The 22,882-nt window shown below is 64.0% G+C and carries 22 protein-coding genes; 5 read left to right on the forward strand and 17 right to left on the reverse strand.

What is annotated here, in order from left to right; all coding sequences use genetic code 11:
- Positions 1 to 121 precede the first annotated feature (121 nt).
- Positions 122 to 1,015 carry a LysR family transcriptional regulator gene (locus IVB13_RS19690; protein WP_018458564.1) on the forward strand — a complete coding sequence of 298 codons (894 nt, stop codon included), beginning with the start codon at positions 122 to 124 and terminating at the stop codon, positions 1,013 to 1,015.
- Positions 1,016 to 1,018: 3 nt separating this feature from the next.
- Here IVB13_RS19690 and IVB13_RS19695 read toward each other — a convergent pair whose 3' ends face one another.
- From IVB13_RS19695 to IVB13_RS19760, 14 genes are all read right to left on the reverse strand, one after another.
- On the reverse strand, positions 1,019 to 3,349 hold the full coding sequence (locus IVB13_RS19695; RefSeq protein WP_018458565.1) for a PAS domain-containing sensor histidine kinase: 2,331 nt from the start codon (positions 3,347 to 3,349) through the stop codon (positions 1,019 to 1,021).
- A gap of 227 nt (positions 3,350 to 3,576) precedes the next feature.
- Positions 3,577 to 4,950: a cation-efflux pump gene (locus tag IVB13_RS19700; protein ID WP_085352309.1), complete on the reverse strand. Its 1,374-nt coding sequence runs from the start codon at positions 4,948 to 4,950 to the stop codon at positions 3,577 to 3,579.
- Positions 4,951 to 5,070: 120 nt separating this feature from the next.
- Positions 5,071 to 5,640: a hypothetical protein gene (locus IVB13_RS19705; RefSeq protein ID WP_240544104.1), complete on the reverse strand. Its 570-nt coding sequence runs from the start codon at positions 5,638 to 5,640 to the stop codon at positions 5,071 to 5,073.
- Between the two features lie 424 nt (positions 5,641 to 6,064).
- The gene (locus IVB13_RS19710; RefSeq protein WP_247370875.1) at positions 6,065 to 7,033 is read right to left on the reverse strand and encodes a zinc-binding dehydrogenase; all 969 of its coding nucleotides are present in this window, start codon (positions 7,031 to 7,033) and stop codon (positions 6,065 to 6,067) included.
- 25 nt (positions 7,034 to 7,058) lie between these two features.
- On the reverse strand, positions 7,059 to 8,054 hold the full coding sequence (locus IVB13_RS19715; RefSeq protein WP_247370872.1) for a nitronate monooxygenase family protein: 996 nt from the start codon (positions 8,052 to 8,054) through the stop codon (positions 7,059 to 7,061).
- A 1,026-nt stretch (positions 8,055 to 9,080) separates the two neighbouring features.
- Positions 9,081 to 9,728, reverse strand: coding sequence for a hypothetical protein (locus IVB13_RS19720; protein ID WP_247490108.1), 648 nt, complete (start codon positions 9,726 to 9,728; stop codon positions 9,081 to 9,083).
- A 70-nt stretch (positions 9,729 to 9,798) separates the two neighbouring features.
- Positions 9,799 to 9,999 carry a hypothetical protein gene (locus IVB13_RS19725; protein ID WP_007608336.1) on the reverse strand — a complete coding sequence of 67 codons (201 nt, stop codon included), beginning with the start codon at positions 9,997 to 9,999 and terminating at the stop codon, positions 9,799 to 9,801.
- A 183-nt stretch (positions 10,000 to 10,182) separates the two neighbouring features.
- Positions 10,183 to 11,589, reverse strand: coding sequence for a hypothetical protein (locus tag IVB13_RS19730; protein WP_085385855.1), 1,407 nt, complete (start codon positions 11,587 to 11,589; stop codon positions 10,183 to 10,185).
- A gap of 274 nt (positions 11,590 to 11,863) precedes the next feature.
- Positions 11,864 to 12,649 carry a fumarylacetoacetate hydrolase family protein gene (locus IVB13_RS19735; protein WP_018458571.1) on the reverse strand — a complete coding sequence of 262 codons (786 nt, stop codon included), beginning with the start codon at positions 12,647 to 12,649 and terminating at the stop codon, positions 11,864 to 11,866.
- Positions 12,649 to 13,668 carry a 2-dehydropantoate 2-reductase gene (locus IVB13_RS19740; protein WP_247404495.1) on the reverse strand — a complete coding sequence of 340 codons (1,020 nt, stop codon included), beginning with the start codon at positions 13,666 to 13,668 and terminating at the stop codon, positions 12,649 to 12,651. Before IVB13_RS19740 ends, IVB13_RS19735 begins: the two co-directional genes overlap by 1 nt.
- A 104-nt stretch (positions 13,669 to 13,772) precedes the next feature.
- Positions 13,773 to 14,198, reverse strand: a complete 426-nt coding sequence (locus IVB13_RS19745) for a CBS domain-containing protein (RefSeq protein WP_018458573.1) — start codon at positions 14,196 to 14,198, stop codon at positions 13,773 to 13,775.
- Positions 14,199 to 14,372: 174 nt separating this feature from the next.
- A complete protein-coding gene (gene oxlT / locus IVB13_RS19750; RefSeq protein WP_018458574.1) occupies positions 14,373 to 15,695 on the reverse strand; it encodes an oxalate/formate MFS antiporter in 1,323 nt (440 codons plus the stop codon).
- Between the two features lie 255 nt (positions 15,696 to 15,950).
- On the reverse strand, positions 15,951 to 17,237 hold the full coding sequence (gene oxlT, locus IVB13_RS19755) for an oxalate/formate MFS antiporter (protein ID WP_026233613.1): 1,287 nt from the start codon (positions 17,235 to 17,237) through the stop codon (positions 15,951 to 15,953).
- Between the two features lie 251 nt (positions 17,238 to 17,488).
- Entirely contained in the window at positions 17,489 to 17,626 is a 138-nt protein-coding gene (locus tag IVB13_RS19760; protein ID WP_018458576.1) for a hypothetical protein, read from the reverse strand.
- Positions 17,627 to 17,906: 280 nt separating this feature from the next.
- Between IVB13_RS19760 and IVB13_RS19765 the strand changes: the two genes are divergently transcribed.
- Complete coding sequence (locus IVB13_RS19765; RefSeq protein ID WP_018458577.1) at positions 17,907 to 19,238, forward strand: Hsp70 family protein; 1,332 nt, start codon at positions 17,907 to 17,909, stop codon at positions 19,236 to 19,238.
- 39 nt (positions 19,239 to 19,277) lie between these two features.
- Here IVB13_RS19765 and IVB13_RS19770 read toward each other — a convergent pair whose 3' ends face one another.
- Complete coding sequence (locus tag IVB13_RS19770; protein ID WP_026233614.1) at positions 19,278 to 19,721, reverse strand: SRPBCC family protein; 444 nt, start codon at positions 19,719 to 19,721, stop codon at positions 19,278 to 19,280.
- A 398-nt stretch (positions 19,722 to 20,119) separates the two neighbouring features.
- Here IVB13_RS19770 and IVB13_RS19775 point away from each other — a divergent pair, with 398 nt between their 5' ends.
- From IVB13_RS19775 to IVB13_RS19785, 3 genes are all read left to right on the forward strand, one after another.
- Positions 20,120 to 20,329, forward strand: a complete 210-nt coding sequence (locus IVB13_RS19775) for a cold-shock protein (RefSeq protein WP_007593324.1) — start codon at positions 20,120 to 20,122, stop codon at positions 20,327 to 20,329.
- Between the two features lie 97 nt (positions 20,330 to 20,426).
- Entirely contained in the window at positions 20,427 to 20,669 is a 243-nt protein-coding gene (locus IVB13_RS19780) for a hypothetical protein (RefSeq protein WP_026233615.1), read from the forward strand.
- A gap of 54 nt (positions 20,670 to 20,723) precedes the next feature.
- Positions 20,724 to 20,948 carry a hypothetical protein gene (locus tag IVB13_RS19785; protein ID WP_247490110.1) on the forward strand — a complete coding sequence of 75 codons (225 nt, stop codon included), beginning with the start codon at positions 20,724 to 20,726 and terminating at the stop codon, positions 20,946 to 20,948.
- Positions 20,949 to 21,012: 64 nt separating this feature from the next.
- Here IVB13_RS19785 and IVB13_RS19790 read toward each other — a convergent pair whose 3' ends face one another.
- Entirely contained in the window at positions 21,013 to 21,195 is a 183-nt protein-coding gene (locus IVB13_RS19790; protein ID WP_007608360.1) for a hypothetical protein, read from the reverse strand.
- A gap of 373 nt (positions 21,196 to 21,568) precedes the next feature.
- Positions 21,569 to 22,846 (reverse strand): formyl-CoA transferase, encoded by a 1,278-nt coding sequence (gene frc / locus IVB13_RS19795; RefSeq protein WP_018458582.1) that lies wholly within the window; start codon positions 22,844 to 22,846, stop codon positions 21,569 to 21,571.
- Positions 22,847 to 22,882: the final 36 nt, after the last annotated feature.

Raw genomic sequence — 22,882 nt, forward strand, 5'->3', positions numbered from 1 at the left:
GCCGCGGGCGTCGCGGCGACGCGCTGGATGCAGCGCTAGGCATTCGTGGCGGTTTTTGCGTGTCGCAAGGGGTAGGGCATGCTAGCTTGCATGCCACCATACGATCCGAGGGAACGAACGGTTGCTCGACAAGCTTGAACTATTGCTGGCGCTGGCGAAGGAACGGCATTTCGGCCGGGCCGCCGAAATGTGCGGCGTGACGCAACCGACGATGTCGACCGGGCTGAAGCAGCTCGAGGAGATCCTCGGCGTGATGCTGGTCCAGCGCGGCTCCCGCTTCCAGGGTTTTACGCCGGAAGGCGAGCGGGCGCTGGATTGGGCGCGGCGGATCGTGGGCGATGCCCGCGCGATGCGTGACGAGATCAACGGGCTGAAGCATCAGCTCTCCGGCGAGATCCGAATTGCGGCAATCCCGACCGTGCTCGGTATGGTCGCTGCGCTGACGACGCCGTTCCGCGCCAGGCATCCCGAGGTGCGTTTCCGCATCCAGTCCACCACCTCATCCGAGGTGCTGGGGTTGCTCGAGAATCTCGAGGTGGATGCAGGCCTGACCTATATCGAGAACGAGCCGATCGGCAAGGTGCGCACCATTCCGCTCTACAGCGAGAGCTATCGTCTGCTCACCGCGCCGGATGGAATGTTCGGTGATCGCGAGACGGTGACGTGGCGGGAGGTCGGACAGGTGCCGCTGTGCCTGCTGACGCCCGACATGCAGAACCGCCGCATCATCGACCGCGCGTTACGTTCGGTCGGCGCCGAGGCGACGCCGACCTTGACCTCGAATTCGCTGCTGGTGCTGTTCACGCATGTGAAGACGGGGCGCTGGGCCAGCGTGATGCCGGCCAAGCTCGCCGAGACGCTCGGCCTGTCCGATACGGTGCGCTCGATCCCGATCATCGATCCCGATGTCAATTACAGCATCGGCATGGTGATCCCGCAGCGTGATCCGATGACGCCGCTGATCGCGGCGCTGGTCAATGTCGCGCGAGAAGTCGCGCCGTCGCTGCAATCGTAGAATTCAGGCCGCGGCCGATATTCCGGACGCCGACTTGATCGCGTTGCGGGGCAGGGTGACGCGCACGACGGTGCCGACCTCGAGTTTGGAGCGCAGCCGCATCGAGCCGCCATGAAGCTGCGCCAGCGAGCGGGCGATCGCCAACCCCAGTCCCGAGCCGTGATAGGTCTTGGTGAGCTGGCTCTCGACTTGCTCGAAGGGGCGGCCGAGCCGCGCCAGCGAATGCGGCGCGATGCCGATGCCGGTGTCGGCGATCATCAGCACGATCCTGTCGTCGAGCTGCCGGCTGCGCACCACGATGCGTCCGCCGTCGGGCGTGAACTTCACGGCGTTGGAGAGCAAATTGACGATGATCTGCTTGGTGGCGCGACGGTCGGCGACGACGGAGATGGACTTTGCGATGTCGGCGTCGAGCGTCAGGTGCTTGTCCTGCGCGCGGCCGGTGACGACCCGCAGGGATTCCGCCAGCGTCTGCGCCAGGTCGAGCTCTTCCATGTCGAGCTTCATGCGGCCGGCCTCGATCTTGGACATGTCGAGGATGTCGTTGATGACTTCGAGCAGGTAATGCCCGCTGGTCAGGATGTCGTGGCAGTATTCCTGGTACTTCTCCGAGCCGAGCTCGCCGAACATGCCCGAGCCCATGATTTCGGAAAAGCCGATGATCGCGTTCAGCGGCGTGCGCAGCTCGTGGCTCATATTGGCGAGGAATTTCGACTTGGTCTGGTTGGCTTCCTCGGCGCGGGTCTTCTCGCGCTGGTATTTCTCGGCGAGATCGGCGAGTTCGCCCGCCTGGCGCTCCAGGGCTGCCTGCGAGCGCTTAAGGTCGATGACGGTGGCGCGCAGGCGTAGATCGTTGTCGACCAGCTTCTGCTCGTGCTCCTTGATGCGGGTGATGTCGGTGCCGACCGAGACGTAGCCGCCGTCCTTGGTGCGGCGCTCGCTGATGTGCAGCCAGCTGCCGTCGTCGAGCTGCGCCTCGAAGGTCCGCGCGCCGGGGCCCTGGCTCGCAGTCTCGTTGTGCCGGGTGCGAACCTCCGGCATGCGGCCGACCTCCAGCACGGTCTCGTAGGAGGTGCCGGGGATGACGGCGCTGTCGGGCAGCTTGTGCAGGCGCTGGAAGTGTGAATTGCAGAGCACCAGGCGGTCGCTCGCGTCCCACAGGACGAAGGCTTCGGGAATGGTCTCGATCGCGTCGCGCAGGCGCAAATCGGCTTCCACGGTCCGCTCGGCGAGGCTCTTCTGCTCGGTGATGTCGACCGCGATCCCGATCAGGTGAACGCTGGAATCGGTCGCGCCGCTGGTCTTCTCGCAGCGGACGCGGAGCCAGATCCAGTGGCCGTCGACATGCTGCATGCGGAAGGTCTGGTCGATGTGGTCGATCTTCTCGGAGATGAGCTGGTCGGCGATCTCGAACAGGTCGATGTCGTCGGACTTCACCAGCGCGTTGACCTCGCCGAAGGTGAGGAGCTCGTTGCGGCCGTCGAGGCCGAGCATTGAAAACATTGACTGCGACCAGAAGATGCGGCCGCGCGACAGGTCCCAGTCCCACAGCCCGCAGCGGCCGCGGTTGAGCGCGGTGTCGATCCGGCCGCGCACGGCGTCGTTGATCAGGTCGCCCTCGCGGGCACGGGTGGACTGCCAGTGGAAGGCGAAGCCGAGGATCAGGACCACGAAGCCGGTGGTGGCCGACAGCGTCACCGATAGCGCGGCGTCCGAGCCCCAGATCGGCTCGTTGCGCTCCTGGATCACGGTCACGAAGCCGGGCAACGATTTGATCTGCCGCGCGGTCGCCATTGCGGCGTTGCCGTTCGGCAGCGTCATGTCGGAGATGTTGTCGTCGCGCGGCGGTGCCGCCAGCAGTTGCGCCGTCGTGATTGCGTCGAGCAGGCGGTCGTTGCCCGAGGGATCGCTGTCGATCGGGATGCGAGCGAGGATGCGGCGGTCGATTCCAGCCGAGGTGACGATGACGTGGCGGCCCGAGGCGGTGCCCCAGGTTGGAATGAGGTCGGGCAGCAACGCCGGGAGGCTCTCGATGTTCTTCAGCCGCTCCTGTCGCCCGGAGGTGAGGCGGTCGATACGCTCGGCGAGCAGGTCGGCGAGCGCCGAGATGTCGTGGCGGATCACCAGCCGCTTCTGGCGCGTCTGGTCGACGACCTGCACGAACGCGCCGAGGCAGATCGTGATCAGGAATGCGATGATGAGCGTCGGCACGGCGCGGCGCAGCGCAGGCTCCGCTATCAGGAGCCGATGATAGGCAGGTTTCGCGATCGATTGCGCCAATCCTTTGATCGAATCGGATTGGACGCACGCGTTCGCGGCGTCTGCACGCGACATGCCTAAAGCCCCCTGGAAACCTGCTTGCAACTTGAGTTCGGAAGCAGCCCCACATCGCTTCCGAATCATGCTCGATTTGAATCCAGATTTCGCGGGCTGTCGAGAGTCAACGAATCGTTAACGCGAATTTATTCTTATCCAACGCGCAGTTTGTGCGTCGTGCGTCCGCAAACTTACGTGCGCGGCGAGTCCGAAACGAGAACGTGTGACTCCTCGCACATTCTCTGTCACGCACGCGGCGGTTCGGCGTGACTGATGACGCGCTTCACGCTCGGGAACGCGCGCCGCAACGCGCGCTCGATCGCATCGACATGCTCGTGCACCCTGATGACGCTCATCGACGGCTCGGCGCGGCAGTGGAAGTTGACGATCTCGCCGGCGTCGGTGTTGCGGACGCGGACATTATGGATGTCGTGGATCTCGCCGCCGGCGGCATATTCAGTCAGGGCGGCGGCAATGGCCCGCACCCGTTCCGACTCCGCATCGACCCCGAACGGCAGTTCCGGTTCCAGCGGCTCGATGTGGACGTCGACCTCGACGTCCGCGCCGAATTCTTCCTGGATGTTGCGTTCCAGCGTGTTGGCGACGTCATGGGCGGCGTCGAGCTGCATCCCGGCGTCGACCTCGAGGTCGATGCTGACGATCAGCTTGGCGCCGAGATCGTGCACCGTGACGTGGTGGATGGCGAGGCCCGAATTGTGGGCGATGACCATGATGCGGTCGCGCACGGTCTCGTTGTCGCGCGCCACAGGGACTGCGGTGAAGGTGAGGTCGGTGTCGCCGAAGGCCTTCTCGACGGCTGCTTGCGCGTTGCGCTTGATGTCCTCGACCCGGTCGATGGGATAAGTCCGCGGCACCTTTGCGATCGTGTCGATAAACGTGGTTGCTCCGACCATGCGCACGCGGAGCCGCTCGACGTCGATCACACCCGGCACGCTGCGGATCGCGGCCGTGGCCGTCTCATGCGCGCCTTCCGGGGCGCGGTCGACCAGTGTCTGCACCGTCGAGCCGGCCATGCGCAGGCCGAGCAGGGCGATCATCACGGCCACCGCGGCGGCGGCAGCCGCGTCACCCCACCAGAAGCCGAGGCCGGCGAGGATCAGGCCCACGATCACGGCGAACGAGCCCATCACGTCGGAGGCGAAATGCAGCGCATCGGCGGCGAGCGCCTGGCTCCTGGTCTCCCGCGCGGCACGGTGGAGGGCACGGGCGCGCCAGAGATTGACGACGATGTCGATCACCAGCACCACGAACGGCACGGCCGAAATGGTCGGTGGCGCGGTTCCCTCGCGCAGCCGGCTGTAGGACTCGACCAGAATGCCGCCGGCGAGCACGTAGAGCAGGGCGGTAACGCCCAGTGCCGAGACGCTTTCGAGCTTGCCGTGGCCGTAATGATGCTCCTCGTCCGCCGGCTTGTCGGACACCCGTACCACCGCCCAGGTGATGATGGTCGCGACCAGGTCGATCGAGGAATGCAGCGCCTCGGAAATCAGCGCCAGCGAGCCGATCGCGATCCCGACCGCGAACTTGGCCGCCGCCATGCCGCCGCTCGCGAAGATCGAGATCGCTGCGACCGAGGTCTTGTTGTGTTGGACTGTCATGGCGGGGGATTTAGCAGGCCACGAGTGAACATCAAGCGACGATCCACAGGCGTAGACGCTAGTGAGTTGCAGGAGCGCGCTGTTGCGAATGCTTCCGAGTTTCGAAGATGATTGGTCGTGTCACTGGTTTAGGGTCCTGCGGAAGAAAGCGATCATCTCGGGTTCGAATGCCTTGTGGAAGGCCGTGCGATCGAAGCCCGGCGGCTCGGCGCAAATCCTGGGGGCGTCCAGCGCCAGTTTCTGGGAGCAGACCGCGAGAAATGCGAAGTGGTTCGCATTCGCGACGAAATGCCATTCGGGCTTGGATGCCAGTTCGTCCTTGATCGTGGCTGCGCAACAGCCGGATACGCCGTCGGACTGATGCATCGGGTCCGAGCTCCACAGTTGAATGGGTATGGTCACGGCCGAGAGATGATCGGCAGGCAGCAGGAATGCCGGCCAGGGATCGATGATGACTGCTGCCTTGATGCGTGGATCATGTGCGGGGGCTTCGCGCGGAAGCTCGCCGTTCTCGAGCTGCGAGCAGACGGGCAGGGCACGCAGATCGGTTCGCGCGCAGCGAGGATGGCCTTTGCGGAAATCGGGATTGCCACCAATGACGACGAGGCCGGTATAGCCGCCGACCGAAAAGCCGAATAGGCCGATGCGCCCGCTGTCGATCCGGCCGGCGTCCGGCCAGTCCGCCAGCATGAAATCGACGAGCCGTTTGATATCCCGGAACGACCTGCGAATACCTCGAGGCTGTCTGTTCCGGTGTGATAACGTTCATTGTCGTTGGGATGATCGATGGCGGCGACCACGAAGCCGGCATCAGCCAGGGCGGCTGCGACATTGTGATGGCCGCCGAACCATCCGGTCCGGCCGTGCGAGACCACGATGAGAGGGAGCCTGTCGCCGGCGATGGGACAGTCCTTCACGCCCGACAGCGCGACGCTGCCCTCGCCTGCGTCTTGCACGGCTGTAACGCAGGGGTACCAAACCGCACCGGCGATAAACGGTCCGGCTGCGTTCGCCTCGATCCTGATCCGTCTGATGCCGGCCGCCTGCGTCTCGCAGGCGGCAACGAGCAGCAGCATCGCGATCGCGAGCCTGAGCACCCCCATGCAATTCACCGCTAGACCGTCACGACGATCTTGCCGAGGTGCTTGTTGGCCTCCATGTGCTCGAACGCCTTGTCGATGTCGTCGAAGGCAAACACCTTGTCGATCGGCAGCTGCAGTCTTCGCGACTCGACCGCGCCCCAAATGTCCTTCTTGACCTCGTCGAAGATCTCACGGATCTCCTCGATGGTGCGGGTGCGGAAGGTGACGCCGACATAGTCGATGCGGCGGGCCGCGTGCAGGTCGAAATTGAAATCGGCATGGGTGCCGCCGAGCCGGCCGACATTGACGATGCGACCCTTGACCCTGGTCGCCGCGAGGTTCTGGCTCGCGACCTTGCCCGAGACCTGGTCGACGATGAGGTCGACACCTTCGCCGTTCGTCGCCTTCAGCACCTCGTCGACCCATGTGGGGTCGGAGGAATTGACCGCGAAGTCGGCGCCATACTCCTTCAGCCGGCCGCGGCGGTAAGCATCGGTCGAGGAGCCGATCACGAGCCTGGCGCCCTTGAGCTTCGCAATCTGCATCGCCATCAGGCCGACGCCGGAGCTGGCGCCCTGGATCAGCACGGCTTGCCCGGGCTGCACGCCGCCGATGGTGACGACGGCGTTGTGCATGGTCGCGAGTGCCACGGGCAGGGTGGCGGCTTCCTCGAAGTTCATGTTCGAGGGCGTGTGGAAAAGCCGGCCGTGATCGGCCAGCGTGTATTCGGCAAACGCCGCGCCGCCCGAGCCCATGATGCGGTCGCCGACCTTGAGGCCCTTGGCATCCGGTCCGAGCGCGGCGACCTCGCCGGCCCATTCCATGCCGAGCACGGTGCCGGCGCCGCCGGCCGCGCCATGGGCGTGGCCCTTGCGCATGCCGGTGTCGGCGCGATTGAGGCCACAGGCGCGGACCCGGACCAGCACCTGCGTGCCTTCAGGCTTTGGTTGAGCGACGTCGGAAATCGTAGCGCCACCAGGGCCGTAGACATAAGCCTTCATGAATTGCTCTCACTTCTTGCAGTGATTATTCCGCAGCCTGCGCTGTCGGATGAACGATCATGCCTTCGAGCCGGCTGCGGATGATGGCCTCCGCTTCGCGCACGATGCGGGAGATCAGTTCGACGCAGGTCGGGATGTCCTGGATCAGGCCCTGGACCTGGCCCGCCGACCAGATGCCTTCGTCCGAGTTGCCGGTCGCGTAGACCATCTTGCCGCGGGCGCCCGCGACGAGTTCGCGGATGTCCTCGAACTTGGCGCCTTCCTTCTCCATCGCGACGACCTTGGTCGAGATCTCGTTCCTGGCGACGCGGGAGGTGTTGCGCATGGTGCGGAAGATCAGCTCGGTCTCGCGCTCGTCATTGGCCACGATCTTCTCCTTGATGAGCTGATGAATGGGGCTCTCTTTGGTAGCCATGAAGCGGGTGCCCATGTTGATGCCTTCGGCGCCGAGCGCCAGTGCGGCGACGAGGCCGCGGGCGTCGGCAAAGCCGCCGGAGGCGATCATCGGGATCTTGATCTTGTTGGCGGCGGCTGGGATCAGGATCAGGCCGGGGGTGTCGTCCTCGCCGGGATGGCCGGCGCATTCGAACCCGTCGATCGAGATGGCGTCGACGCCCATGCGCTCGGCCGAGAGCCCGTGACGGACGCTGGTGCATTTGTGCACGACCTTGACGCCGTGCTTCTTGAACTCGTCGACATGCTCCTGCGGCTTGTTGCCGGCGGTTTCGACCACCTTGATGCCGCTCTCGATGATGGCGGCGCGATATTCGGCATAAGGCGGCGGCTTGATTGCGGGCAGGATGGTGAGGTTGACGCCAAACGGCTTGTCGGTGAGATCGCGGCAGCGGGCGATCTCCTTCCTGAGGTCCTCCGGTGTCGGCTGGGTCAGCGCCGTGATGAAGCCGAGCGCGCCGGCATTGGCGACGGCGGCGACCAGCTCGGCGCGCCCGACCCACTGCATGCCGCCCTGGACGATCGGGTGCTCGACTCCGACGAGCTTGGTGAACCGTGTCTGCAGCATGATCTGTTTCCCCGCTTGCGTGGCGCTCTTTTATCGGTCGATGCCGGCAGGATGCCGCCCGGGTCGGGAAAAGTCTATTGCGAGGGCGTGCGGTGGAGGCGGGGCGATCATGCGGGGAGTGGGGGGATTCCGTGAGGCGGATAATTGACGCGGGCTCGTGTCCCGGACGCGCTGCAACGCCTCTTCGCGTTGCCGCGCAGAGCCGCGACCCATGCCCAGCGAGCGCTCTGAAAGATGGGCGCCGGCTCTGCAGCGCACCGTCGAACCGGACGATGCTTCGCTCTGCCGGGGGATGCTGCGCTGCGTCCGGGGCACGGACGCACAATCTTCCGATCAATCTCGATCCGACTTGCAAACAGCAGACGCATCTTCGCATCCTCGCGGCGCATTTCGCCCGAGCTTTGCCTGATCGCATCGCCCTCGTCATGACAAGGGCGCAGGGAAGGCCGGGCGCCGGCTGGCACCCGCAAGTCCGTGCGCCAGAAGAATGCACACGGGGTGGACCACAGGTCAGCCAATCGCCCGGCCTTCCCTGCGCGGTGGTTTACGGCTTACTTCGTGCTCTCCCCGGGGAGCGATGCACTATTGCCCCCGTCGCCCCGCAGATGGCTGATGCAAGCGCCCGGTCGGGCAGCACGCATCACCACAGGACTTGACGCACAGACCCCGGGCGTCAGGACCACACGACTTCGCCGTCCGCGCACGTCCTCGCTGGGTCTTCGGGAGCTGGCGTGTGCTCGCACCCGAAGCCATGCGAAGACGCTGTCGGCGCCGTGTCGTAGGCGCGAAGCCTGTGCTCACGGTTTCCCGCCCTGCAAGGCTCGCCGCGCCCGACGCCGTCGCGTCTATCGCTGCCCAACCCGCGGTCCGTGACGATCGCGATCCGCCCCTTGTCCCGGGTCAGGGTGTGTCGTAGGTACGCCAAATCCGAATTTCGGTAAAGTGGAATATTTTGGCAGACGGGGATTGACAGGCGGCGCGCGAAATTTGTGCGGCTGTTTTGCCCGACGGGCGAACCCTGCCGGGCTATTCCGTCGACAGCCGCACCATCTGGCGGCCGCCGTTCATTTCCTTGAGGCTGTTGACAAAGTTTTCGGGGCGCTGCCAGCGGTAGGGGACCTTCAATCCCATGTACTCGGCGATGTCGCCGATGAAGCCGGTGCAATTGGTGGTCTCGGCGTTCCAGACCGGCGAGCTCGCCTGCAATTTCTTGATATAGGCAAACACGCGCTTGGCGTCGGCTTCGTTCAGATAGACGCGGTAGTTCGCGGTCAGATACTCCGGGTCGAGATCGCCGTAGCTCGCGCCGGTCTCCGCCGGCACCCAGGTGAGGTGACCAAGCACATAGGCCCAGGTGTCGCCGGCGGGCGTGAGCCCTGCCACTTCGACGGCGCGCTCGCTGGTCTTGCCGTACCAGACGAAGGCGTGGCCCCAGCTCGCCGCCGTGCGGGCGCGGAAATCGACGTAGTACGGACCTTTTTCCGCGCGCGCGACCGGGCGCCGGGTCGATGGCGCCGGCCGTGATACGGTGTCGGTCGTGGCAAGCGCGTTTGCGTCAGCAACGCGCTTGTTCGCTTCGTGGGCCGAGGCCGAAGGTGTCGTACACGCGAGCATGGCCGCGAGCGCGAATCCCGCAAGGATGCAGGGTCCCGATCGATCAGGATTGTTCGTCACGCTGTGCCCCTCGACTGTCGGCCACTCACGCAGAGTCTACGCTTGCTTCTGCGGGTATTTCGCTAACGCGTCAGTAGCGCGCTGCGACGGGGCCGGGCGCCTTGCCGATCGGGGCCTTTCCAACCGGGCTCTTGCCAATCGGCATCTTGCCGATCGGCGCCTGCTCCGAATAGACGGGAACGGGCTGGCGGCGCGGCAGATCCGCGGCATTCGCGACCGTTACCAGAGCAAGCGTAGCACCCACGACAAATACAATCTTCTTCACAGTCATACCCCTAGAAGGTTTGGTCCAAACACGGCACCGCCGTGCCCCCAGACACGCCTCACAGAAGGGCGGCCGAATGCGTCCACAGTGCGGCATCGGCGCGACATGTTGGCGGCATCTGCCGGCCGCGCGGAGATGTGATGTGTCTGAATGTTTCGGCGCGCTCTGCCCAGCCTACGCGACTCGGCCTCACCCGATCCGGTTCAGGCTGTTCCTGATCGTCGAGAAGATGCCGCCGATGTCTTTTCGCAAACCGTCGAGCGCGTTGAAACTGTCGAAGATGCGGGCGAGGCGGTCTTCGACCTCGCGTTTGCTCTTGGTCAGCGCGTCGACGCGCGAGGCGAGGGTGACGTCGCCGTTTGCCTCGATCTCGCCGACGGTTTTGGCGAGGAGGTCGTGCGTCGTGCCGACGTCCGCGATCATGGCCTCGATTCCGAACACGGGCGCCTTCAGCGGGACGAGGTCAGCCTGCGACTTCGACAGCTCTGTCTTGAAGGCGTTCAGCGTCGCCAGCGTTTCCTGTAACGCACCGAGGCGCTGGCGCGACTGGAGAACAAAATCGTTCAACGCATTCTGGCGGTCGGCAAGCGTCTTGCCCTCGGCGTCGATCTCGACACGGGCGAGCGAGCGTTCGAGCTGGGCCCGGCGCTCGCCGAGCTCTTCGAAGTCGAGCCCGATGCCTTTCAGGATGTGGAAGCTGTCGTCGATGCGGGCCAGGCGCTGCTCGATCTCGATCTTGTTCTTCGACAGCGTCTCGACGCGGGCGCCGAGCGGTGCTTCGCCGCCGGTTTCGAGCTCGTCGACGCTCTTGGCGAGGCGCTCATGGCTGAGGCTCAGCTCGCCGATCAACGCATTGAGGCCAGCGTCCGACGCGCGCAGCGGCACCAGCTCAGCGTGGGACTTCGCTAGATCGTCCTTGTACTGGTTCAGGGTCGCAAAGGTGTCCTGGACCGCGCCGACCCGGGACAGCAGCGTCGATACGTCGCCCGCGATGTCCTTGAGCCGGTCGGCGAGGTTGTTCTTGCGGTCGTCGGTCTCGAGGTCGTGCAGCGAGCGTTCGAGCTGGTTCTGGCGGTCGCGGATCTCAGTGAAAACCGGCTCGACCGCGCGGCGCTGCTCGGCGATCTTGCCGACCATATCGCGCAATTCCTGCTGGCGGCGGCGGATTTCGGCGAGCTGGTCGTGCATGTCGGTGGATTCGTTGCGGCCCCGCTGCAGCAGGGCGCGCTGCTCGGTCTCGCCCAGCTTGTCGTGCAGGGCGGAAACGGCCTCCCGGGGATCGCTCTCGATCAGGTGCTGGACGGTGGCGTCGAGGTGGTTCTGCAGGGCGTGGGCGACGACCACGTCCTCGCGGGTCTTCTTGAGGCGGTCGCGCAATGTGTCGAGGCGCCGGTCCTGGCGCGAGAGCCGCCAGGCGGAGGCGCCGATCAGTGCCAACGCCAAGGCCAGGATCGCGCCGGTCGCAACACGCTGCGGGACGGGCAGGCCTCCGAACCAGGCAGGCAGGTGGCCGACATCGTAACCGAGCGCCTGCTGGGCGAAGATCGCGATGGCAGTGAGCAGAACAAACCAGGCAACCAGGAAAAACAGCCACATCGTGACTTCCTCACGCCGGCACATTATCGCCATAATTGCTATTGGAGAGCGGAACCGAGATCAAGGGCGGCGGGAGCTTGCTGGATAGGTCCGGCCTCACGATCCACGGCTGAATGCGTCAGCCGATCGGTGGAGGGGGAGAGGGGCGTTTCCCGTGTTGGGGGCAGACGTTCAGCGCGCTGGTCATGCCCGGGCTTGTCCCAGGCATCCACGCGCCTCCGCGCCAACAGAACGTGGATGGCCGGGACAAGCCCGGCCATGACGGAGAGAGAAGCTACAGCCGAAACTCGTTGGTCAGCTCGCCGATGCCGTCGATCGCGACGGTCACAATGTTCACCGGCTCTTTCATCACGCCGACGCCGACCGAGGTGCCGACGGCAATGAGGTCGCCGGGGAGCAGGGTCATGTCGTGGGAGATCCTGCTGACCAGCTCCTGCGCGGTGAAGATCATGTCCGATATCGGATAGTTCTGTCGCTCCGCACCGTTGAGGATGGTGCGGACCACCAGCCTGACCGGATCGAGACCGGTCGCGATGACGGGGCCGAACGGGCCGTAATCGTCGATGCCTTTGGCCCGTGCCCATTGCGGGAAGGTCGGGTCGCTGGTCAGGATGTCGTTGGCGGTGATGTCGTTGACGCAGGTGTAGCCGAAGATGAAGCTGTCCGCTTCCGCCGGCGACACCCGGGCACAGGTCTTGCCGATGACGATGCCGAGCTCGCCTTCATACGTGGTCTTGCCGTCGTAATAAGAGGGACGGCGGATCACCGCGCCTGGCGTCGTAATGCTGGTGGTGGCCTTCAGGAGGTAGAGCGGCTCCGGTGGCTCGGGCTGGTTGAGCTTGGCCGCGAGTGCATGAAAATTGTTCCAGAGCGCGACGATCTTGCTGGGCACGCAGGGCGCGAGCAGTTCGACCTCCGACAGCGCCAGCGTCTTGCCGGTGGCTGCATGGCGGCCAAACATCTCGCCCTCATGGACGCTGATACCCGACGACGTTAGCGTGCCGAAGCCGGTCGCACCGCTATTCCGGAAGCGGAGCCATTGTTTGATCTCGCCAGCCATCACGCCACCGCCAGTGCGCGCGGATCCGATGGGGTCGGGATGCCGTCGTAGAGACCGGCAATGCGGGCGCGCTGGGTCACCATCGCCAGCACTGAATCGAGGGCGGGGGTGGCGACGCCGGTGAGGCGGCCCATCTCCTGCACGACGGTGACGAGCGGGTCGATCTCCATCGGGCGGCCGCGCTCGAGATCCTGGAGCATCGAGGTCTTGTGCGCGCCGACCTTGCGCGCACCTTCGATGCGGCGCTCGACGTCGACGCGGAATTTGACGCCGAACGTTTCGGCGATGCCTTGCGTCTCCATCATGATCGCGCGCGACAGCGCGCGAGTGGCCGGATCGGTGCAGATCACGTCGAGCGTTGCATGGGTGAGTGCGCTGATCGGGTTGAAGCAGACATTGCCCCACAGCTTGAGCCAGATCTCGTCGCGGATGCGGTCGAGCACCGGCGCCTTCAGCCCGGCTGCGATGAAGAGATCGGCGAGGCGTTGCACGTCCGGGGTAATCTCGCCGGAGGGCTCGCCGAGCGGAAAGTTGTTGCCGTAGACGTGACGGATCACGCCGGGCGCCTCGATCTCGGTGGCGGGATAGACGATGCAACCGATGGCGCGCTCGGCGCCAATTTCGCGCCACTGCCGTCCTCCGGGGTCGATGCTCTCCAGCGTCGAATTCTCGTATTGGCCGCCGTGCTTGTAGAAGTACCAATAGGGGATGCCGTTGACGGCGGTGACGATGCGAGTGTGGGGTCCGAGCAGCGGCTGCATTGTCTCGATCACGCCGGTGATCGAGTGCGCCTTCAGCGTGATGATGATGTAGTCCTGCACACCGAGCTCGGCGGGATCGTCGGTGCAGCGCGGATGCACGGTGTGCTTCTCCTCGCCCGCGAGCAGCGTCAGGCCGCGCTCGCGCATCGCGGCAAGGTGCGCGCCGCGTGCGACGAGGCTGACGTCGGCGCCCGCGCGCGCGAGCTGAACCCCGAGATATCCGCCGATTGCGCCGGCGCCGTAGATGCAGATCTTCATGGAATCCTCGCGAAGCAGCGGAAGCCGGATTTCGGGACGAAAGATCCGGTCCGGCTCGGAAGGTCCGAGCCGGGGATGGTAGTCGCAGGGGGAAGTGAGACGCTTTAAGCTGCTTGCGGCGTGCCGTTGATCGCTTCGTCCACGAAGGAGGCGATGTCACGCATGCTGATGACCGAGACGAGGCTGTAATCGTCGATGACAGGCAGGTGCCGGATGTGATTCCGGTTCATCAGATGGCGGACGTGCTCGATCGTGTCGTTTGAGGTGCAGGATACGAGCTGCTGCACCGAGACGAGCTGCGAAACCTTGACGTTGACGGCATTGGCGCCGTGCTCGGCGACGGCGCGCACGACGTCGCGCTCGGTGAACATGCCGACCGCGGTGTTACCCTCGGAGCGGACCACGTCCTTCACCACAAGTGCGCTGATATTGTTGGCGCGCATCAGCTTGGCGGCGATACCCACCGTTTCGTTCATTCGCACCGTGACAACGCGCGGTGTCTTCTTGCGCAGAATGTCTCCGACCAGCATTGCAACCTCCCTGGGTGAATGATGCGGCAAGTGTGGTATACATAATGCCAATCGTCAAGCACTCGATTTGGCTGTTCCGAAAAATCTTGAGGCAACAATGCTGACGTTTGCCGTGAGCCAAAAAGAAAGAGGCGCATCGCTGCGCCCCCTGTCTCACCGTGCAAGGAGTGTTCGTTATGCCGTCTCGGTCTTGGCGTTCCCCGTCGCGGCGTTGGCGCTCTCGGCTTCCTTGCCGAGGATGAAGGAGCGGCGCATCGGCTTGATCACGAACAGCGCCGTCAGGGCCGCCGTCGCGTTCAGCGCGACTGCGACCACGAACACGGCCTTCCAGCCATACGTGGCCGAGATCACGCTGGCGAGCGGAACGAGCAGGGACGCGGTCCCCTTCGCCGTGTAGAGCATGCCGTTGTTGGTGGTTGCGAACTTCGAGCCGAAGGTGTCGCCGCAGGTCGCCGGGAACAGCGAGTAGATCTCGCCGAACACGCCGAAATAGACCGCGGTGGCGAGCACGAAGACGACAGGGACGTGGCCATAGGCCGACAGCGTCAGCAGCATCAGCGCGGCAGTGCCGAAGGCGATGAACATGGTGTGCTCGCGGCCGATCGTGTCGGAGACGAAGCCGAAGAACGGCCGTCCGAAACCGTCGAAGATGCGGTCGAGCGAGATCGCGAACGTCAATGCCGCCATCTGGAATCCGGCGAGCGTGACCGGCGTGTCGGCGATCTTGAAGTCGTGTGCGATCGGGGCGATCTGCGCCGCGGTCATCAGGCCGCCGGAGGCGACCATGACGAACACGAGATACATGACCCAGAAAATAGGGGTGCGCAGCACCTGGGGCGGGGTGAAGTCGATCTTGGTCTGCGGCAGATTGAGCTGCTTCTTCTTCGGCGGGATCGAGATCCGCGGCGGCTGAATGAAGAAGGCGAGCACGAAGACGATCACGCCCTGGCCGATGCCGAAGGTGAGGAACGCGTGCTGATAGCCGCTCGTTGCGATCATGGCTGCGATCGGCACGACGGTGAGTGCAGCGCCTGCGCCGAAGCCGGCGGCAGTCGCACCGGCGGCAAGGCCCCGGCGATCGGGAAACCATTTCAGCGCGTTGCCGACGCAGGTGCCGTACACGGCGCCCGCGCCCATGCCGCCGATGATCGCGGCCGCGTAGAGCAAGGTGAGGCTATCGGCATAGGAGTTGAGAATCCACGACAGCGCGATCATGACGCCGCCGAACATGATGACGATGCGCGGGCCGTATTTGTCGACGAACCAGGCCTCGATCGGCACCAGCCAGGTTTCGGTGACGACGAAGATGGTGAAGGCGAGCTGGATCGCGGCGCGTCCCCAATGGTGCGCGTGATCGATCGGATCGACGAACAGGGTCCAGCCATATTGCAGGTTGGCGATCATCGCCATGCAGACGATGCCCATGACCAGCTGGAGCCAGCGGAAACCTGTGCGGAGAGGCGCGGCCGTGACAGCGCCATCGGTGCTGGAAATCATCAAGAACCTCCCAAGCGCCTGTCTGGTTCGACACCGGTCGCAAGATGACCTGATGTCGCAATATTGTGGCTTATCGTCGCAAGCGCGGTGGCGACCTTGGTATACCATATTCCAGATTGCAAGCCCTATCTTGGCGCGCGCCTGAAAATTTGCGGAGTTCCTTTAGGGACGGCGGGTTCACGAAAACGTCGCGCACAACGAAAACGCCCGGCCGCGAGGCCGGGCGTTTTGCGCGAGAAGCGCTTTTGGAGCGCGTCAGACGGTCGATTGCGCGACCACGACCTTGCGCCAGGGCTTGAGCACCGCGATCGCCAGCGCCGAGGCCAGGATGTTGGCGCCGGCTGCGATGATAAACACGTTGTCCCAACTGCCCGACGACTGCTGCATGTAGTTGCCGATCGGGACCAGCAGCGCGGCCGTACCCTTCGCGGTGTAGAGCAGGCCGGCATTGGTGGTCGCGAACTTGGCGCCGAACGTGTCGGTGCAGGTCGAGGGGAACAGCGAGTAGATCTCACCCCAAGCGAAGAACACGAAGCCCGAGAGCAGCACGAACCAGAGCGGATCGTGGCCCCAGAGGTAGAGCATCCAGATGCCGATACCTTCCATGCCGAAGGCGATGAACATCGTGTTCTCGCGGCCGATCATGTCGGAGATCCAGCCGAAGAACGGACGCGTCAGGCCGTTGAGCACGCGGTCGATCGTGGCCGCGAAGGTCACCGCGGTCATCGTCACCGCCATCAGCGTGACCGGCACGTTGTCGATCTTCCAGTCCGCCGCGATCGGCTTCAGGTTCGCCGTCACCATCAGGCCGCCAGCGCCGACAATCACGAACATGAAGTACATCAGCCAGAAGATCGGCTGACGCAGCACCTCGGTCGGCTGGTAGTTGCGCCGGGTCTGCTGCAGATTGGCGTTCACGACCGCGTTCGGCACCTGACCTGCTTTCGGCGCGAGCAGGAAGAAGGCCAGGATGCAGATGATAATGCCTTGTCCGAGGCCGAAATAAAGGAAGGTGGTCTGGAAACCGCTGTCCTTGATCATGGCCTGGATCGGCGCGACGGTCAGCGCGGAGCCCGCACCGAAACCAGCGGCCGTGATGCCCGCGGCAAGACCGCGCTTGTCCGGAAACCACTTCAGCGCGTTACCGACGCAGGTGCCGTAGACGCCGCCGGCGCCGATGCCTGCGATGATCATGCCGAGATAGTAGCCGTTGAGCGTGGTCGCCTCCGCGTTGATCGCCCAGCCGGCGGCACAGAGCACGCCGCCGACCAGCACCACGATGCGCGGACCGTATTTGTCGACGAACCATCCTTCGATCGGCACGAGCCAGGTCTCGAACAGCACGAACAGCGTAAAGGCCCATTGGATCGACGCACGATCCCAGCCGAACTTCTTCTGGATGTCGGGGACGAAGAACGTCCAGCCGTATTGATAATTGGCGATCATTACCATCGCCGCGACGCCAACTGCCAATTGCGTCCAGCGATACGTGTCGCTAACGCGCGCGGCTGTCGGGGCGGTTGCTTGCACCATGTCCGTCATAAAGCCTCCCGTGGCGCCTCTCATTTTTCTGCGAGCGCTGGAACGGCATTCTTGTATGCATTATGCCAAGCTTCAAGCGCTGGTCCGGTCACCGTGCGCAAATGCCGCAGGACCTTGCCCGGTTGCGGCTGTGACTCAGGACAGCACAAGTAGAAATGGCCCCGTGATCCGGGGCCATTCATCAAAAGTAGTATGCGGACTGATCTAAAACCGTCTCCCGCTGCGCGCGCAGGCGCGGGCGGCTGTCCGGCCTACAGGCCAAAGCGCGGGAGGTCGCCGTTGTGATTCGAGATCTCGGCGCTCGCCATCAGGAGGCGGTCGATCGTTGCCATCAGGCGGGCGAACAGCGTGGAGGAGGGCGCGAGAGCGACGGAAGCGGTCTTGGACATCGGAAATCCCTTTCTCGAGAGACGGTCAGTAGTGCTGTCTCATTTCGAAAGGGAATTTATGTATACCAGATGCCAATGTCTATGCATGCCATTGCATAGCAGCATTTAGCTCTTCGCATTGCAGCATAATAATCAGTTAAATGGGCCGATTTGAGCGGGATATGCCCAAAGCCGGCCGAAACTGAACCATTTGACCGTCGATATCCAAAAACGGAGCCTTGGCAGCGGCACATGAAGCCGTTAGTGGTCTGCCCCCTCCAATCATCTGTCAGAGTGGTTCATGTCGAGCGCCTCGCCCGCCGTCTCGATCGGCATCGATTTTGGGACCAGCAACACGGTCGTGGCCCTTGCGGCGGACGATCGCCGGGTCGAGGCCATCCGCTTCGACCATGGTGAGCAGCGCCACAGCGTCTTCGTGTCAGCGCTGTGCTTCTGGGAGGACCGGCCGGGAGCCGGCGCCCAGGCTGAAGGCGGCCCGTGGGCGATCGAGCAGTTCCTGGAAGGACGCCATGTCTACCGCTTCCTCCAGTCGTTCAAGACCTTTGCCGCAAGCTCCAGCTTCAACACCACCCAGGTGTTCCGGCAGCGCTACAAGTTCGAGGATATTTTGGCGGCGTTCCTGCGGACGCTGGCGCGGCATGGCGGCGATAAATTCGGCTTCGAGACGTCCACCATTACAGTCGGTCGCCCCGTCCGCTTCGCCGGGGGCAATCCCGACGAAGCGCTGGCGATGCAGCGCTACCGGGCCGCGTTCGAGCGCCTCGGCGCCGGCCACGCCCGCTATGTCTACGAACCCGTGGGCGCGGCGTTCTCCTTCGCCCGCCGGCTGGAGCGCGATGCGACCGTGCTGGTCGCGGATTTCGGTGGCGGCACCAGCGATTTCTCGGTGATGCGGTTCTCGCGTGCCGGCGGCGCCTTGCGCGCCGAGCCGCTCGGCCATGCCGGCATCGGGATTGCGGGCGACACCTTCGACTACCGTATCGTCGATCACGTCGTCTCGCCGCGGCTGGGCAAGGGCTCGAGCTTCCGCTCGTTCGACAAGGTGCTGCCGATCCCCACCGGCCACTACACTAATCTCGCGCGCTGGCATCAGCTCGCGATGATGAAGAGCAACGGCGACCTGCGCGAACTCCGGGAGCTTGCGCGCACCGCGGTGAAGCCGGCTCTGCTCGAGGATTTCATCACCATCGTCGATCTCGACCTCGGCTTTGCGCTGTACCGCGCGGTGTCCGACGCCAAGGTCGCGCTGTCGGCCCAGGATCAGGTGGAGTTCCGCTTCAAAGGAGGCGGGGTCGATATCGGCTCGACTATCACGCGGAAGAATTTCGAAGCCTGGATTGCCGACGACATCGCGAGGCTCGGGGCCACCGTCGACAAGGTGCTGGGCGAAGCCGGCATCACCGCGCGCGAGGTCGAGAAGGTGTTTTTGACCGGCGGCACGTCTTTCGTGCCGGCCGTTCGAAAACTGTTCGCCGAGCGGTTCGGCAACGAACGGCTGATGTCGGGCGATCAGTTCGAGTCGATTGCGTACGGCCTTGCTTTGATCGGACACAGCCCGGACCCGGACCGCTGGACCGCAAGCGGCGGGCTCCAGTCGAGGGCGGGCGCGTAGCCTACGGTCACGCGGCCGCCCCTAAGTCGCGTCCGATCGCTATTGCTTGATCTCAGGCTCGACGAGCTTCGCCAGATTGCGCAGCGATTCCTGCCAGCCGAGATAACAAGCCTCCGGCGGGATGACGTCGGGGATGCCGGCCTGCGTGATATCCAGCTCGGTGCCTACGGATACTTTCTTCAGGATCACGGTGACCTGGATCTCGCCCGGCAGATTGGGGTCGTCGAACCTGTCGGTGTAACGGAGACGTTCGCCGGGGACGAGCTCGAGATATTCGCCGCCGAAGGCGTGGCTGTTGCCCGTCGTGAAGTTACGGAACGACATCTTGAACGTGCCCCTGACCTTCGGCTCGAAATGATGGACGGTGCAGGTGAAGCCATTCGGCGGAAGCCATTTTGCCAACGCATCCGCCTCCAGGAAGGCGCGATAGACTTTCTCCGGGCTGGTCGTGAGAACGCGGTGCAGGCGGACAGTGCTGGGCATGATCATTCTTCCTCATGAATCGCCGGGCTCGACGTGGGCGTCTACTGCCCGTTCATGTCCAGATGACGAAGGAGATGCTGCCGATCCGACGCGGCGTCTCGATTTTTTTTGATGGATCCACGCATGGGGCGCTCGGCAGCCTTCGAGAGCAGCTCGCCGGGGGGCGAAAGATGAGCGCTGAATAGCGCGCGTCCTGCACCTACCGCCGGGCTCCCGAGCCGTTAAATTCCGTCAAGCCTTGCAAATGGCGAGGATGAGGTATACGTTGAGGCTGTTCGTTCAGCCGCTGTGCCTTGTTGAATGCGCCCGCGGGCTCCTTTTCCATAGACATCGACGGATAGAATTTGTTCTGCGTGACGATCACGCGGAGCCTGCGCGTATGCGCTTTGGAGAAGAAAATGACGACAGGTACTGTAAAGTGGTTTAACGGCCAGAAGGGCTTTGGATTCATTCAGCCGAACGACGGCGGCAACGATGTGTTCGTTCACATCAGCGCGGTCGAGCGGGCTGGTCTTGCAGGTCTCGCTGAAGGCCAAAAGGTCAACTTCGAACTCAAGACCGACAAGATGCGGGGCAAGGTCAGCGCTGAGAATCTCTCGCTGGCCTAAGCCTTGGTGCCGTTTCACGGATGTACTGAAACGGCCATGCCACCCGCTCGATCCCAGGATTGAGCGGGTTTTTGTCCGTTGCAGAGCAGGGTGAATAATGAGCGCCAAGAGACCGGCCGAACCGTCACCCGAAAGCATCGCGCGTTCTAACCGTCAGCGTTTGGCCGCTGAGGAAGGCGCGCGGGCGATGGTGGACGTTGGAAAGCAAGCCGTCGATGTTCGCAAGAACATGGCGCGGCTTCGAGAGCTGCGCCAGGCCAAGGAAGCGGCAGACGCCGCCCTTCAGGCGTCGCTGCCGCCGCCCGTCCCGACGAAGCGCAAGAAGAAGGTGACGCCATAACTGGCTTCCATTGCGCCGAGGACAATTTGGAGAGGGCCGATCACATGCCAAAGAGTGCGGGTCGTGCCTAGAATAAAGTCGGATGGCGGTGGCACCATCACCTTCTTTCTCGCGCTTGGCGCGGGACGACAGATGTGCCGTCTTGCGACGACGTTCCTGATGCAGAAGCAGGCTTTCAGTTATCTTCGCAAGAACCGGACCGAGTTCGAGCGCATGGCGCGGGCGCAGCTCGCTTCTGGTGCAGTCGAAGACGGAATCGTCGTGCTCTCGATGCTGTAGACCAGGCGGATTTCGGCGCCCCGCCTTTAGCGGAATTCGCGGTCGGAGTCTGGGATCGTCGTGCCTATTCGGAGCCGCTTCCCGGCTTCGCCTCCCGGGCCAATCGCTCCGCTTTCAGCCGTTCGCGATTCTCGTTGAAGGAGTTCTGGTCCTTCGCATAGTCATTGATCGGCTTCTGCGTTGTCGCAGGCTTGAACGCCTTGTTGGCTTCACGCTTGGCGCGATCAGAGGATTGATCTTTCGACATTTAAGCCCTCAATTTGATCAACGAGCGTGGTCCTGGCGAGTGCCGGACGCGACGCCACCCGTGCCCGAACTGAAAGGCCGACTTGCCATCCTCGGAAGCGAAGGCGACCAGTTCTTCAGCGTGGGGCAGGGTCTTTGCGAGGCGTGCTGCACTCGCCGTGGAGATGGCATGCTGGCATTTCCGGCATGCTCGCATTTCCGGGAGCACACCGGTCGAGGGAGCAACGGCCGGCCACCGCATCTGTTCCTCGCGAACCAATCTTTAATCCAGCCTTGGCGGCGCGGCAAGCGCGCCGATCGTGCGATGCAGCCTTTGCGCGCCAACAAAAAGGCCGCCGAAGCCGGCGGCCTTTCGCGTCGTGAGATAAGCCCGCTTATTCGGCGGCCTGCTTCTGCGGCGGATCGAGCGCGCCGGACTTGTGGATATCGGCGACCTGATGGTCCGAGAAGCCCAGCACGGTGCGCAGGATCTCGTCGGTGTGCTCGCCGAGCAGCGGGGATCGCTCCACCTCGCTCGGGGAGTCCGACAGCTTGATCGGGTTGCCGACGGAGATGTACTTGCCGCGGGTGGGGTGGTCGACCTCGACCACGGTGCCGGTCGCGCGCAGCGACTGGTCCTCGGCGATCTCCTTCATCGACAGGATCGGGCCGCAGGGAATGTCGTCCTTGTTGAGGATTTCCATCGCCTCGAACTTCGTCTTCGTCATCGTCCATTGTTCGATGCGGCCGAAGATCTCATTCAGGCGCGGCAGGCGGACGGCCGGCTTGGCGTAGTTCGGATCGGTCTTCCAGGAGGGCTCACCGATCACGTCGCAGATCTTCTCCCAGACCGGGGCCTGGGTGATGAAGTAGATATAGGCGTTGGGATCGGTCTCCCAGCCCTTGCACTTCAGGATGCGGCCGGGCTGGCCGCCGCCGGAATCGTTGCCGGCACGCGGCACGGCATCGCCGAACGGAATGCCTTCGCCGAACTGGCTGTATTCCTTGAGCGGACCATGGGCGAGGCGCTGCTGGTCGCGCAGCTTGACGCGCGCGAGATTGAGCACGCCGTCCTGCATCGCGGCGGTGACGCGCTGGCCCTTGCCGGAATGGGTGCGCTGATAGAGTGCGGTGACGATGCCGAGCGCCAGATGCAGACCGGTGCCGCTGTCGCCGATCTGCGCGCCGGTCACGAGGGGCAAGCCGTCGCGGAAGCCCGTGGTGGAGGCGGCGCCGCCGGTGCACTGGGCGACGTTCTCATAAACCTTGCAGTCCTCGTATGGTCCGGGACCAAAGCCCTTAATAGAGGCGACGATCATCTTCGGGTTGATCGCCTGGATCTTCTCCCAGGGGAAGCCCATGCGGTCGAGCACGCCGGGGCCGAAATTCTCGACCAGCACGTCGCACTTCTTGATGAGCTCGGTGAGGACTTCCTTGCCCTTGGGGTTCTTGGTGTCGAGCGTGATCGAGCGCTTGTTGTGGTTGAGCATGGTGAAATACAGGCTGTCCACATTCGGGATGTCCTGCAGCTGGCCGCGGGTGATGTCACCCACGCCCGGGCGCTCCACCTTGATCACGTCGGCGCCGAACCATGCGAGCAACTGCGTGCAGGTCGGCCCGGACTGGACGTGGGTGAAGTCGAGAATGCGAACGCCCTCGAGCGCTTTTGTCATCGTGTTGCTCCGTACTCTGATCTACCCCTGCACCCG

Origin of the sequence: Bradyrhizobium sp. 17 (genome assembly GCF_023073515.1) — a bacterium.
In the GTDB taxonomy this organism is placed as follows: domain Bacteria; phylum Pseudomonadota; class Alphaproteobacteria; order Rhizobiales; family Xanthobacteraceae; genus Bradyrhizobium; species Bradyrhizobium canariense_D.

Coding starts and splice junctions, on each gene's coding strand:
- IVB13_RS19710 (WP_247370875.1), bottom strand. CDS start 7,033: ATGAAGGCTTATGTCTACGGCCCTGGTGGCGCTACGATTTCCGACGTC.
- IVB13_RS19770 (WP_026233614.1), bottom strand. CDS start 19,721: ATGCCCAGCACTGTCCGCCTGCACCGCGTTCTCACGACCAGCCCGGAG.
- oxlT (WP_018458574.1), bottom strand. CDS start 15,695: ATGATTTCCAGCACCGATGGCGCTGTCACGGCCGCGCCTCTCCGCACA.
- IVB13_RS19735 (WP_018458571.1), bottom strand. CDS start 12,649: ATGGCTGGCGAGATCAAACAATGGCTCCGCTTCCGGAATAGCGGTGCG.
- IVB13_RS19775 (WP_007593324.1), top strand. CDS start 20,120: ATGACGACAGGTACTGTAAAGTGGTTTAACGGCCAGAAGGGCTTTGGA.
- IVB13_RS19760 (WP_018458576.1), bottom strand. CDS start 17,626: ATGTCCAAGACCGCTTCCGTCGCTCTCGCGCCCTCCTCCACGCTGTTC.
- oxlT (WP_026233613.1), bottom strand. CDS start 17,237: ATGACGGACATGGTGCAAGCAACCGCCCCGACAGCCGCGCGCGTTAGC.
- IVB13_RS19780 (WP_026233615.1), top strand. CDS start 20,427: ATGAGCGCCAAGAGACCGGCCGAACCGTCACCCGAAAGCATCGCGCGT.
- IVB13_RS19695 (WP_018458565.1), bottom strand. CDS start 3,349: ATGTCGCGTGCAGACGCCGCGAACGCGTGCGTCCAATCCGATTCGATC.
- IVB13_RS19740 (WP_247404495.1), bottom strand. CDS start 13,668: ATGAAGATCTGCATCTACGGCGCCGGCGCAATCGGCGGATATCTCGGG.
- IVB13_RS19705 (WP_240544104.1), bottom strand. CDS start 5,640: ATGCTGGCGGACTGGCCGGACGCCGGCCGGATCGACAGCGGGCGCATC.
- IVB13_RS19790 (WP_007608360.1), bottom strand. CDS start 21,195: ATGTCGAAAGATCAATCCTCTGATCGCGCCAAGCGTGAAGCCAACAAG.
- IVB13_RS19715 (WP_247370872.1), bottom strand. CDS start 8,054: ATGCTGCAGACACGGTTCACCAAGCTCGTCGGAGTCGAGCACCCGATC.
- IVB13_RS19725 (WP_007608336.1), bottom strand. CDS start 9,999: ATGACTGTGAAGAAGATTGTATTTGTCGTGGGTGCTACGCTTGCTCTG.
- IVB13_RS19730 (WP_085385855.1), bottom strand. CDS start 11,589: ATGTGGCTGTTTTTCCTGGTTGCCTGGTTTGTTCTGCTCACTGCCATC.
- frc (WP_018458582.1), bottom strand. CDS start 22,846: ATGACAAAAGCGCTCGAGGGCGTTCGCATTCTCGACTTCACCCACGTC.
- IVB13_RS19700 (WP_085352309.1), bottom strand. CDS start 4,950: ATGACAGTCCAACACAACAAGACCTCGGTCGCAGCGATCTCGATCTTC.
- IVB13_RS19745 (WP_018458573.1), bottom strand. CDS start 14,198: ATGCTGGTCGGAGACATTCTGCGCAAGAAGACACCGCGCGTTGTCACG.
- IVB13_RS19765 (WP_018458577.1), top strand. CDS start 17,907: ATGTCGAGCGCCTCGCCCGCCGTCTCGATCGGCATCGATTTTGGGACC.